The sequence below is a fragment of the Parahaliea mediterranea genome (genome assembly GCF_017255185.1).
Lineage (GTDB): Bacteria > Pseudomonadota > Gammaproteobacteria > Pseudomonadales > Halieaceae > JAFKCZ01.
The window spans coordinates 226,403-238,285 of record NZ_JAFKCZ010000001.1; the positions used below are offsets into that span (position 1 = coordinate 226,403).

Annotated in this window: 8 protein-coding genes; 7 read left to right on the forward strand and 1 reads right to left on the reverse strand. The window is 64.6% G+C overall.

Translation table 11 applies throughout. The features are described 5' to 3' along the window. Nucleotides 1–282 precede the first annotated feature (282 nt). The 7 genes from JYP50_RS00960 to JYP50_RS00990 all read left to right on the forward strand — a co-directional run bounded on the left by JYP50_RS00960 (nt 283) and on the right by JYP50_RS00990 (nt 9,184). Nucleotides 283–1,188, forward strand: coding sequence for a zeta toxin family protein (locus tag JYP50_RS00960; RefSeq protein WP_206558580.1), 906 nt, complete (start codon nt 283–285; stop codon nt 1,186–1,188). Next, nucleotides 1,188–2,027: an HAD-IIB family hydrolase gene (locus JYP50_RS00965; RefSeq protein WP_206558581.1), complete on the forward strand. Its 840-nt coding sequence runs from the start codon at nt 1,188–1,190 to the stop codon at nt 2,025–2,027. The genes JYP50_RS00960 and JYP50_RS00965 overlap by 1 nt, the downstream gene beginning before the upstream one ends. Before the next feature lie 13 nt (nt 2,028–2,040). Next, the gene (locus JYP50_RS00970) at nt 2,041–3,264 is read left to right on the forward strand and encodes a glycosyl transferase (RefSeq protein ID WP_206558582.1); all 1,224 of its coding nucleotides are present in this window, start codon (nt 2,041–2,043) and stop codon (nt 3,262–3,264) included. 16 nt (nt 3,265–3,280) lie between these two features. Continuing rightward, complete coding sequence (locus tag JYP50_RS00975; protein WP_206558583.1) at nt 3,281–5,041, forward strand: sugar phosphorylase; 1,761 nt, start codon at nt 3,281–3,283, stop codon at nt 5,039–5,041. Nucleotides 5,042–5,448: 407 nt separating this feature from the next. Beyond that, nucleotides 5,449–6,642: an enoyl-ACP reductase FabV gene (gene fabV, locus JYP50_RS00980; RefSeq protein WP_206558584.1), complete on the forward strand. Its 1,194-nt coding sequence runs from the start codon at nt 5,449–5,451 to the stop codon at nt 6,640–6,642. A gap of 2 nt (nt 6,643–6,644) precedes the next feature. Further along, nucleotides 6,645–7,487, forward strand: coding sequence for an MBL fold metallo-hydrolase (locus JYP50_RS00985; protein WP_241262684.1), 843 nt, complete (start codon nt 6,645–6,647; stop codon nt 7,485–7,487). A 65-nt stretch (nt 7,488–7,552) separates the two neighbouring features. Next, the gene (locus tag JYP50_RS00990; RefSeq protein ID WP_206558585.1) at nt 7,553–9,184 is read left to right on the forward strand and encodes a long-chain-fatty-acid--CoA ligase; all 1,632 of its coding nucleotides are present in this window, start codon (nt 7,553–7,555) and stop codon (nt 9,182–9,184) included. A 206-nt stretch (nt 9,185–9,390) separates the two neighbouring features. Here the strand turns inward: JYP50_RS00990 and JYP50_RS00995 are convergent, their stop codons facing one another. Next, complete coding sequence (locus JYP50_RS00995) at nt 9,391–11,697, reverse strand: TonB-dependent receptor (RefSeq protein WP_206558586.1); 2,307 nt, start codon at nt 11,695–11,697, stop codon at nt 9,391–9,393. Nucleotides 11,698–11,883 lie beyond the last annotated feature (186 nt).

An 11,883-nucleotide genomic window follows, 5' to 3' on the forward strand; every position in this document is an offset into this window, starting at 1 on the left:
CACCCCGGGGAGAGGGCGTGCTCCCTGTAGGGTCGAATTCATTCGACCTTACAATGCCCCGGCGGGACTCTCTGCAAGGCGCAAAGCCGCGGTCGAATAAATTCGACCCCCACACGGGGAGAGGGCGTGCTCCCTGTAGGGTCGAATTCATTCGACCTTACAATGCCCCGGCGGAACTCTCTGCAAGGCGAACAGCCGCCCCGCAGGGCATTTCACACTTGGCATGAATAGTGCTGCTGCAATACTGTGTGTAATGGAATCGGCGGCAATCGGGTGGCGAGGGTGGCCAACTACGGCGGTGAAAGGGGCCCGGACTGGCAACAGGCCTTTCTGCGGGAGCACCAGCTCGGTGCGGCCTATCTCGAGGCCGCACAACAATGGTTCGCCCCCCTGGCGGCCCGTCTTGCCGCGCACCAAAAAAGCGCGGCCCGACCGGTGCTCTATGGGCTGAACGGCAGCCAGGGGTCGGGCAAGACCACCCTGGTCGACTATCTCCGCCAGTCTCTCGAGCGGGATCACGGCTTGCGCTGCGCCGCCCTGTCCCTGGACGACTTCTACCTGACCCGCGCGGCGCGCCGGACCCTGGCCGACACCGTGCACCCCCTTTTCGCCACCCGGGGAGTACCCGGCACCCACGACAACGCATTGATGCTGCGCACGCTGCGGCGGGCGCTATCGCCGGAAGCCGGCGAGCTGGCCATTCCGCGCTTCGACAAGGCCAGGGACGACCGCTGTCCGCAAGCCGACTGGGAGCGGGTGGAGTTGCCGCTGGATGTGGTGCTGCTCGAGGGCTGGTGTCTCGGCGTGGAGGCCCAGCCGGCGGAGAGCCTGGCGCGGCCGGAGAATGCGCTGGAGCGCGACGAGGACGCCGCGGGTATCTGGCGCAAGCACGTCAATGCGGTACTGGCCAGGGATTTTCCGCCCGTCTACCGTCTGGTGGACCAGTGGATCATGCTCAAGGCGCCGTCTTTTGACTGCGTGCTGCGCTGGCGCCGGGAGCAGGAGGACAAGCTGCGCCAGCGGCTCGGCCCGGGAGCGCTGGAGAAGACCATGGATGCCGCCGCCGTGGCGCGCTTCGTCCAGTACTACCAGCGCCTGACCGAGGTCGCGCTGGCCACGCTGCCCTCTCGCGTGGACTATCTCTATGTCCTCGACGAGCAGCGGCAGGTGCTGCGGGAGGGTCATTGATGCCCGGCGACGATCGACAGCGGCTGGTGTTTACGGATCTGGACGGCACCTTGCTGGACCACCACAGTTACAGCTACGCGGACGCGATGCCGAGGCTGCGCGCCCTGGACCGCATGGCGATACCGGTGATCCCGGCCACCAGCAAGACCCGGGCGGAGGTCGAGCAGTTGCGCCGGGAGCTGGGCAATCGCCATCCCTTCATCGTGGAAAACGGCGCGGCGGTGTTTATCCCCGAGGACTATTTTGCCAGCCGGCCCGACGGCACCCGGGTCAGCGGCGGCTACTGGATACGTGAACTGGCACCCCCGCGGGCCCGCTGGCTGGAGCTGTTGTCCGCCCTGGAGGGGGACTACGGTGGCGAATTCCAGCACTTCTTTCGCCTGGGCACGCCGGGGATCATGCAGCTCACCGGCCTGCCGGAGGCCCGCGCGCGCCAGGCCAACGAGCGCGAATACAGCGAGCCGGTGCACTGGCTGGGCCGCGAATCGCGCAAGCAGCGCTTCGTCGCGGCCCTGGAGGCCGCCGGCGCCACGGTGCTGAGGGGCGGGCGCTTCCTGTCGGTGAGCGGCGACAGCGACAAGGGCCGGGCCCTGCAATGGCTGCGTGCGTGCTACCGGGAGCGCGAGCCGGGCTTGCCGGTGGATGACCTGGCGGCGGGCGATGGCGACAACGATCGCGCCATGCTGGAGGCCGCCGGCACCGCGCTGTTGGTGCGTTCGCCGGTGCACGACTTTCCCCAGCTGCGGCGCGGGTCGCGGGTGATTCGCTCCCGCGCCACCGGGCCCGCGGGCTGGGCCGAGGGTGTCGCCACCTGGCTGCGCGGCGATACCGGCAACTGACGAGGACTATCCCATGGGCGATTTCTACCAGAACGGTATCATCACTACCCTGCACAACATGTCCGATCGCCCCCTGTCGGCGCTGGAGGAGGAGTTGACCGGCTTCGCCCGGCGCCGGCCGATGGGCCTGATCCTGCCCTCGCTCTACTCCGAACTGGAGGGCGAGGCCCTGCCGCGTATCCTCGACCACCTGGAGCTTGTCCCCTACCTGTCGGAGGTGGTGGTGGGCCTGGACCGCGCCGACGAGGCGCAATACCGCAAGGCCCTGGCGTTCTTCGCCCGCCTGCCGCAGCATCACCGGGTACTGTGGAACGAGGGTCCCCGGCTCAAGGCCCTGGACGCGGAGCTGCAGCGTTTCGACCTCGCTCCGCGGGAGCTGGGCAAGGGGCGCAACGTCTGGTACTGCATGGGCTATACCCTGGCCTCCCAGCGCACCGAGTCGGTGGCCCTGCACGACTGCGACATCCTCACCTACGACCGCTCGCTACTGGCGCGGTTGATCTACCCGGTGGCGCACCCGCAGTTCAACTACGAGTTCTGCAAGGGTTTCTACGCCCGGGTGGCGGATGGCAAGATCAACGGCCGGGTCAGCCGCCTGCTGGTGACGCCGCTGCTGCGAGCGCTGAAGAAAACCCTGGGAGACATGGAGTTTATCGAGTACATGGACAGCTTTCGCTACCCGCTGGCGGGGGAGTTCTCCTTCCGCCGGGACGTGCTCAATGACATTCGCATTCCCAGTGACTGGGGGCTGGAGATCGGTGTGCTGTCGGAGATGTACCGCAACTACGCCAACAACCGCCTGTGCCAGGCGGACATCGCCGATGTCTACGATCACAAGCACCAGGACCTGTCGGCGGAGGATGCCAGCAAGGGCTTGTCCAAGATGTCGACCGACATCGCCAAGGCCCTGTTCCGAAAACTGGCCACTCGCGGCGTGACCTTCAATACCGAGACTTTCCGCTCCCTCAAGGCGACCTATTACCGCATCGCGCTGGATTTTGTGGAGACCTACCACAATGACGCGGTGATGAACGGTCTCACCCTGGACATCCACAACGAGGAGAAAGCCGTGGAGCTGTTCGCCCAGAACATCATGAAGGCCGGGGAGGCCTTCCTCGACCGCCCCATGGAGCGCCCCTTCATTCCCAGCTGGAGCCGGGTACAGAGCGCGATCCCCGATATCCTCGAGCGCCTGCTGGACGCGGTGGAGCGGGACAACGCTGAATTCGCGGCGTGAGGCGTGGAGTGAAGTGATGCAGGGGGAGACGGGAGCCGCGCTGCGCGACCGGGTCGCGCAGCACATCCAGGCTATCTATCACGACAGCCCGCTGGGTGCCTCCCCGGAGGGCCTGGCGGCGGCATTGCTGGATATCATGCGCCTGCCGCCGGAGCAGGCGCCGCCGCTGCAGCACGTCAATCACTGGAACCAGTGCGACGCGGTCCTCATAACCTATGGCGACAGTCTCTTGGGGCGTGACGAAAAGCCCCTGGCCACCCTCAAGCGCTTCCTGGATGAAAACACCGACCGGCTGCTCAAGGGCGTGCACATCCTGCCTTTTTACCCCTGGAGTTCCGATGACGGCTTTGCGGTGCTGGACTACTCCAGTGTCAACGAGGCGCTCGGCGACTGGAGCGATATCGAGGCGATCGCGGCGGATTACGACTTGATGGCCGATCTGGTGATCAATCACTGCTCCAGCCGCAGCCTGTGGTTCGAGAATTTCGTCAAGGGCCAGGATCCGGGGCGCGGCTACTTCTTTACCGCCGACCCCGGGGAGGACCTGTCTGCGGTGGTGCGGCCGCGCACCTCGCCCCTGCTGCGGGAGGTTGAAACCAGTGAGGGCACGCGCCATGTCTGGTGCACCTTCAGTCACGACCAGGTGGACCTGGATTTTCGCAACCCCGAGGTGCTCAAGGCTTTTGTCAGCATTGTGCGTCAATACCTCGACGCGGGGGTGCGGATCTTCCGCCTGGACGCGGTGGCCTTCCTGTGGAAGGTGCCGGGAACCAGCTGCCTCAACCTCGAGGAGACCCACGAAGTGGTGCGGTTGCTGCGTACCCTGGTGGAGCACGCCCGGCCGGACGCGATGTTGATCACCGAGACCAACATCCCCAATCGCGAGAACCTGTCCTACTTCGGCAACGCCAACGAGGCCCACTGCGTCTACAATTTCTCGCTGCCACCGCTGTTGCTGAATACCCTGGTCACCGGCGATTGCAGCTACCTGAAGCAGTGGGTGATGGCGATGCCGCCGGCCCAGAACGGTACCGCCTATTTCAACTTCATCGCCTCTCACGACGGGATCGGCCTGCGGCCGGCGGAGGGCCTGTTGTCGGACGAGGAGCTGGACCGCTTGATCCAGGCGATGCAGCGCTTCGGTGGGCACGTGTCCTACCGCGCCCTGGAAAACGGCGAGTCCCGGCCCTACGAAATCAATATCGCCCTGTTCGACGCCCTGCAGGGTACCGTGGCCGGGCCCGACGAGTGGGGGCTGGAGCGCTTTGTCTGCGCGCACGCGGTCATGCTTGGCCTGGAGGGCATCCCCGGGATTTATCTGCACAGCCTGCTAGGTACCCGCAACGACTACCAGCGCGTGGAGCACACCGGGCACGCACGCTCCATCAATCGCCACCAGTGGGACCTGGACCTGCTGCAGGAAGCCCTGGCGGACGGCGATAGCAGCCACAGCCAGGTATTTCGGCGGCTGAAGGCGCTGCTGGCCATCCGCCGTCGCCAGGCCGCCTTTCACCCCAACGCCACCCAGTTCACCCTGCACCTGGGCACCGCGGTGCTGGGTTTCTGGCGCCAGAGCATGGACCGCCGCCAGAGTGTGTTCTGCATTTCCAATATCAGTCGCGAGCCGCAGGCGCTGAACCTGATGGACATCAACCTGATCGACTCCCACCAGTGGATGGACCTGATCGGCGGCGAGGTCTACGGGTCGCGGGACCAGCAACTCGAGTTGCGGCCCTATCAGACCCTGTGGATCACCAACCTGCCGGATCACTGCTGAGGTCGGTCGCAGGGGGCGGGCCGTGGGCAACGCCGGAGGGGTCGGTCGAATGAATTCGACCCTACAGCGGGCAGCTCAAACCCCCATGTAGGGTCGAATTCATTCGACCAAACCAGCCCGACCAAACCAGCCCGACCAAACCAGCCCGACCAAACCAGCCCGACCAAACCAGCCCGACCAAACCAGCCCGACCAAACCAGCTCGACCAAACCGGCTCGACCAAACCGGCTCGACCAAACCGGCTCGACCAAACCAGCCCGACCAAACCGGCCCGACCAAACCGGCCCGCCTTCACTGCCCGCGCGCGATCCACTACCAACCATCGGGTTCGACATCCCCCTGTGCTAAACTCGCCAAAACCGGTTCTAGCCCGGTGATCCGACAAGTTTGGTATCAGGAAGCAATCGATGATCATAAAGCCCCGCGTCCGCGGTTTCCTTTGCACCACCACCCATCCCGCCGGCTGCGACGCCAATGTGCGCGCCCAGATCGACTACGTGAAAGCCCGCGGCCCGATCGACGGCGGTCCCAAACGGGTACTGGTGATCGGCGCTTCCACCGGCTACGGCCTGGCCTCGCGGATTAGCGCCGCCTTTGGCGCCGGCGCCTCGACCCTGGGAATCTTCTTCGAGAAAGAGGGCAGCGAAAAGAAACCGGGCACCGCCGGCTGGTACAATTCCGCGGCCTTCCACCGGTACGCCGAGGCCGAGGGCCTGTACGCCAAGAGCATCAACGGCGATGCCTTCAGCGACGAGATCAAGCAAAAGACCATCGACACCATTCGCGCCGATCTCGGCCAGGTGGACCTGGTGGTCTATAGCCTGGCGGCCCCGCGGCGCCTGCACCCGGTAACCGGCGTGGTGCACAACTCCACCCTCAAGCCCATCGGCCAGGCCACCACCCAGCGGGGGGTCAATACCGACAAGGGCGAGATCCAGGATTACCACCTGGAGGCGGCCACCCAGGAGGAGATCGATAACACCGTCGCGGTGATGGGCGGCGAGGACTGGCAGATGTGGATCGAGGCCCTCGATGAGGCCGGTGTGCTGGCGGAGGGCGCGAAGACCACCGCCTATACCTATATCGGTGAAAAAATCACCTGGGACATCTACTGGCACGGCACCATCGGCGCGGCCAAGCAGGACCTGGACAAGCGGGTGATCGATATCCGCGAGCGCCTCGCGCAAAAGGGTGGCGACGCCCGGGTCTCGGTGCTCAAGGCGGTGGTCACCCAGGCCAGTGCCGCCATTCCCGCCATGCCCATCTACCTGGCCATCCTGTTCAAGGTGATGAAGGAGCAGGGCGTGCACGAGGGCTGTATCGAGCAGGTCGACGGGCTGTTCCGCGACTCGCTCTACGGCGGTGAGCCGCTGCTCGACGACGAGGGCCGCCTGCGCGCCGACGGCAAGGAGCTGGCGCCCGCGGTGCAGGAGACGGTAGCGGATATCTGGTCGCGTATCGATACCGACAATCTTAACGAGGTCTCCGATTTCGCCGGCTATAAACGCGAATTCCTGCAGCTGTTCGGTTTCGAGGTAGACGGCGTGGACTACGAGGCCGACGTCGATCCCGTGGCGCCAATCCATAACCTGGTCTCGTAGCGATGCTGGAGCACGGTAAACCCTTCGCGCTCAGCGAGCGGGTACGGCGCCTGGTGGCGCCCAATCCCGGGCTGATGACCGGCCCGGGCACCAACACCTACCTGCTCGGGCGCGACGAGGTCGCGGTGCTGGACCCCGGTCCCGCCATCGACGAGCACATCGACGCCATCCTGGAGGCCGGAGCCGGGCGTATTCGCTGGGTCATCTGCACCCACACCCACCCGGACCACTCCCCCGCCTGGCGCGCGGTTGCGGAGGCCTCCGGCGCCGAGGTTCTGGGCGCCCTGCCGGCGGATGACCGCTTCCAGGACGACAGCTTCGCACCCACACGGGTACTCGAGCACGACGACCTGCTGCGCGCCCCGGAGTTTTCCCTGCGCGCGCTGCATACACCGGGCCATGTCAGCAACCACTTCTGCTTCCTGCTGGAAGAGGAGGGCATGTTGTTTGCCGGGGATCACATCATGAAGGGGTCCACGGTGGTTATCGTGCCGCCGGGAGGCGACATGAAAGCCTACATCGACTCCCTGCGCCTGTTGCTCGACTATCCGCTGCGGCACATCGCCCCGGGGCACGGCGAGCTGATCCTCGATCCCCGCCAGGAAGTCGAGCACCTGGTGGAGCACCGCCTCAAGCGCGAGCGCAAGGTGGTGGCGGGGCTGGGGCAGCTGGGCCGGGCCGACACTGACGCGCTGGTCAAGGCGGTGTACGACGATGTCGACGAGGCGCGCCACGAGTGGGCCAAGTTGTCGCTGGCGGCGCACCTGATCAAGCTGCGGCAGGAGCAGCGTGCCCATCACCATGCCGACGACACCTGGGAATTACGTCGCCCAAGCGACAGTTAGCAGCCGTCCCGCCTGAGATAATCGACGTTTCAGCCTAACAATTACAGAAAACCGGAGCACCTTCCATGAATGGTCTAATGATGGACACCCCGCTGACGGTCACCGCGATAATGGAGCACGCCGAGCGCTTCAACGGCGGCGGTGAGATTGTCTCGGTGACCCGTGACAACCCGCGGCACCGCTACACCTACCGCGAGGCCTTCGCCCGCGCCCGGCAGCTGGCCAATGCCATGGCCGGCTGGAACCTGGCCCGCGGCGATCGTATCGCCACCCTGGCCTGGAACGACTACCGCCACTTCGAGACCTATTACGCCTCGGCCTGTAGCGGCTATGTCTGCCACACCATCAACCCGCGCCTGTTCCCCGAGCAGCTGGTCTACATCATCAATCACGCCGAGGACCAATACGTCTTCTTCGACCTGGATTTCCTGCCCCTGGTCGAGGGTGTCGCCGCGCAGTGCCCGGGAGTCAAGGGCTGGGTTGCCCTGACCAGCGAGGAACACATGCCCGAGACCCGGCTGGAGGGGGTGCTGTGCTACGAGACCCTACTGGCGCAGCACGGCAGTGAATTCGAGTGGCCGGCGCTCGAGGAGAACGAGGCCTGCGCCCTGTGCTATACCTCGGGCACCACCGGCAACCCCAAGGGCGTGCTGTACTCCCACCGCTCCACCCTGCTGCACGCCTACGCCTCGATGATGCCCGACGCCCTGGGCCTGTCCCGGGAGGATGTCGTGCTGCCGATCGTGCCGATGTTCCACGTCAATGCCTGGGGCATTCCCTACTCCTGCCCCATGGCCGGCGCCAAGATTGTTTTCCCGGGCGCCAAAATGGGCGACGGCGAGACCCTGGCCGACCTGATCAACGAGGAGGGGATCACCCAGTCCGCCGGCGTGCCCACTGTGTGGCTGGCGTTGCTGGCCTACCTCAAGGCTTCCGGTAGAACGATCGAATCGCTCCAGCGCGTGGTTGTCGGCGGCGCCGCCTGCCCGCTGTCGGTGCAGGAGGATTTCGAGCGCTATGGCGTGGAGGCGAGGGTCGGTTGGGGCATGACCGAAATGAGCCCCCTGGGCTCGGTCAATGCCAGCGCCGCCACCCGCGACCGTCACAGCCCCGAGGGCTTCGCCAAACTGCGGCTCAAGGCCGGGCGGCCGGTGTTCGGGGTGGAGATGAAGATCGTCGATGAAAAGGGTGATGAGCTGCCCCACGATGGCGTGGCCTATGGCTCGCTCAAGGTGCGCGGTCCGTGGATCTGCTCCAGCTATTTCAAACTGGAGGGCAGCGATGCCCACGCCGAGGAAGGCTGGTTCGAGACCGGGGACGTGGCCACCATCGACCCGGATGGCTACGTGGCCATCACCGACCGCACCAAGGACGTGATCAAGTCCGGCGGTGAATGGATCTCGTCCATCGAGGTGGAGAACGTGGCCACCGACCACCCCAAGGTGGCGGAAGCCGCGGTCATCGGCCACTACCATCCCAAGTGGAGCGAGCGGCCGCTGTTGGTGGTGGTGCGCGGCCCGGAGGGCCAGGACCTCACCGCCGAGGAGATGCTCGCCTGGTTCGATGGCAAGATCGCCAAGTGGTGGGTACCGGACGCGGTGCAGTTCGTGGACGAGCTGCCCCACGGCGCCACCGGCAAGATCCAGAAAGTCGAGCTGCGCAAGCAATTCGAAGACTTCCAGTTCCCCGGCGCCTAACCCCAAAACGGGGGCGGGTACCTATTTCCTGGATAGAAAATAGGTATCCGTCCCGAATGGTACTTACTTAAGTCAAGGACAGGGTATGTTGCCCTCTGTAGGGTCGAATTAATTCGACCAAAAAGGGTGCTGACGGCATCAATGGCCGAATAAATTCGGCCCTACAACGGTTAAGTAGGTGCCATTGGTACCCGTCCCCCTTTGTTTTAGTAGCGCAATTTCAGGTCCACACCCCAGGTCCGCGGCTGCAGGTAGGTGGTGGAGGTCTGGCCAATGCGGTAGTTGACGTTGTCTTCGTCGGTCAGGTTCTTGGCCCACACCGCGAATTGCCACTCGCCGCCCAGTAGCTGCACGTAGTCCAGGCTGATCCGGGCGTTCAGCAGGCCGTAGTCACCCACCAGTACCTCGCCGGCGTCGGTATTGGCCAGGGCGTACTGCTCGTCCTGCCAGGCGTAGTCCAGGTGCGCCTTCAGCTCGCCCAGCGAATCCAGCTGCAGGTAGTAGTCGGCCACCAGGCTGTAGGCATTTTCCGGCGCCCACACCAGCACGGTGGTGTCGGTGCGGTCGGAGCCGTCGGGGAATACCGCGTCGGAGATGTCCGAATCCAGGTAGGCGTAGTTGATGCCGATCTGGAAGTTGTCGGTGATCGCCGCGAGTATGTCCAGTTCCACGCCGCGAATCTCCGCCTCGCCGGAATTGAAGATGTCCACGATGTTGGGTGCGTTCACCGGGTCGGGGAGGTAGTCGAGGATGATGTCCTCGATTTCGGTCTGGTACACGGCGGCGTTGAGGCGCAGTCGGTTGTCGAGCAATTCGGATTTCAGCCCCAGCTCGTAGCTGACCAGTGTTTCCTCGTCAAAGGTCTGGGAGAAATCCAGGGATTTGGGGCTGGAGCCCCCGGAGCGGAAGCCGGTGGAGACCTTGGCGTAGGTCGAAACCTGGTCTGTCCAGCGGAAGTCCGCGGTGGCGCTCCAGTCCGGTTGGTTGATGTCCGAACCGTTGTCACCCGGGTTGAAGGCGTTCCACAGCAGGCCGTCGGTGGTACGGGTAGCGGTGCGTTCGTCCTGGGTGTAGCGCGCGCCGAAGGTCAGGTCCAGGCGGTTGTCGAGAATATCCGGGGTCCAGGTAGCCTGGCCGAACAGGGCGTAGGACTCCACTTCGCTATCCACCGTGAACTCGCCGAGGTAGGCGGGGTAGAAGCTTGGATCGAGCACGTTGCACACCGGCGGCGGAGCGCCGAAGGCGCCGGATACACAGGGGCCGCTGCTGTCGAAGGCGATGATGCCGGTGGATTCCACCAGCGTGCGATCAAGGTACTGTCGCTCTGCCGCACTGCCCTCTTCTTTTAGATAGTACAGGCCCCCGACGTATTTCCAGCTGGCGCTGGAGCCGGAGAGCTGGAATTCCTGGGTGTACTGCTCGTGCTCGGTAACTGTATTCACCTCCAGGCCTGAGGCGCCGCCAAAGGAATCGGCGAAATTCTGCGACAGGTTGTCGTCGAAGGCGCGGTAGCCGGTGATCGATTTGAAGGTGAGGAAATCGTTGATGTCGTAGCTTACGGTCAGCGAGTGACCGCGCGCCCGGGTGGTGGTCAGCGGCAGGTGATAGGCGCGCCGCTGGCCGGTCTTGGCGTCGTAGGTTTTCTCCACCCGCTCGCGGTAGCTGGCCACGATATCGCCGCCAGCGGCGCTGATGCCGGCGCCGGTTGCACCGGAGTACTGGAAGTAGGGGGACGTGGTGTCCATGTCGGAGTAGTCGAAGCTGTAGTCCACCACCAGCCGGTCGATCTGGTCGTAGCGCAGGGCGATGCGAATTCCCTGTTTGTCTTCCAGGTAGAAATCGTTGTAGTCACCGCCCGGCACCTGGCCGGCGCCGCCGTTCTCCACCCAGCCGTCGCGCTCGGTAAACGTCAGGTCCACGTGTGATTTGACGCCGGCAACCGTTGGCAGGTCGACGCTGGTCACCGAGCGCTGGTAGCCGTAGTTGCCCAGGCTGAAGGTCTGGTCGAGGCTGAACTCCCCGCTCGGTTTCTTGGTGATGAAGCTGATGGCGCCGGCGGTGGTGTTGCGGCCGTACAGGGTGCCCTGGGGGCCGCGCAGGACTTCCACGCGCTCCAGGTCGGCCAGGTCCGACAACACGCCGGTGTGGCGCCCGGCGTAGACGCCATCGTAGTAGACGCCGACAGTGTTGTCCTTGGTCAGGATGATGGAGTCGGCGTTGCCGATGCCGCGAATGAAGAAGCCGAGGTTGTTGCTGGTGGTGGGGTAGGCCGGGGTCTGCAGGCTGGGGCTGGCCAGGCCGATGTCCTTGGCGTTATTGAGCCCCATGTTCTCGATGGCCTCGCTGTTGAAGGCGCTGATGGCGATGGGGGTGTCCTGCAGCGATTCACTGCGTTTCTGGGCGGTGACGATCACTTCTTCGAGCCCCTGTGCCAGGGCGGCGATTGGCAGCAGAAGGCCGGAGGCCACGGCGACGGCGGAAGCCAGTCTCCGGCGGACGGTTGTTGGGTTCATGCAAACTACTCCTTTTGTCGTGATCCGGCTTTTTTACGCCGGCGCTTGCGAGGCATTCATGGTGCCAGAGGGGGCGTGGGGGCGGTATAGGCGGGTATACAACTATTTGCACTATGCGTAGATTATTGAGAAAAATATTACGCATTGTGCTTGTTGGGGCCCGGAAGGCCATCTATATTTGTCATC

What these genes read in the sequence shown, in the direction of transcription:
- JYP50_RS00990 (WP_206558585.1), top strand. Translation starts at nt 7,553, where the DNA reads ATGAATGGTCTAATGATGGACACCCCGCTGACGGTCACCGCGATAATG.
- JYP50_RS00995 (WP_206558586.1), bottom strand. Translation starts at nt 11,697, where the DNA reads ATGAACCCAACAACCGTCCGCCGGAGACTGGCTTCCGCCGTCGCCGTG.
- fabV (WP_206558584.1), top strand. Translation starts at nt 5,449, where the DNA reads ATGATCATAAAGCCCCGCGTCCGCGGTTTCCTTTGCACCACCACCCAT.
- JYP50_RS00965 (WP_206558581.1), top strand. Translation starts at nt 1,188, where the DNA reads ATGCCCGGCGACGATCGACAGCGGCTGGTGTTTACGGATCTGGACGGC.
- JYP50_RS00985 (WP_241262684.1), top strand. Translation starts at nt 6,645, where the DNA reads ATGCTGGAGCACGGTAAACCCTTCGCGCTCAGCGAGCGGGTACGGCGC.
- JYP50_RS00970 (WP_206558582.1), top strand. Translation starts at nt 2,041, where the DNA reads ATGGGCGATTTCTACCAGAACGGTATCATCACTACCCTGCACAACATG.
- JYP50_RS00975 (WP_206558583.1), top strand. Translation starts at nt 3,281, where the DNA reads ATGCAGGGGGAGACGGGAGCCGCGCTGCGCGACCGGGTCGCGCAGCAC.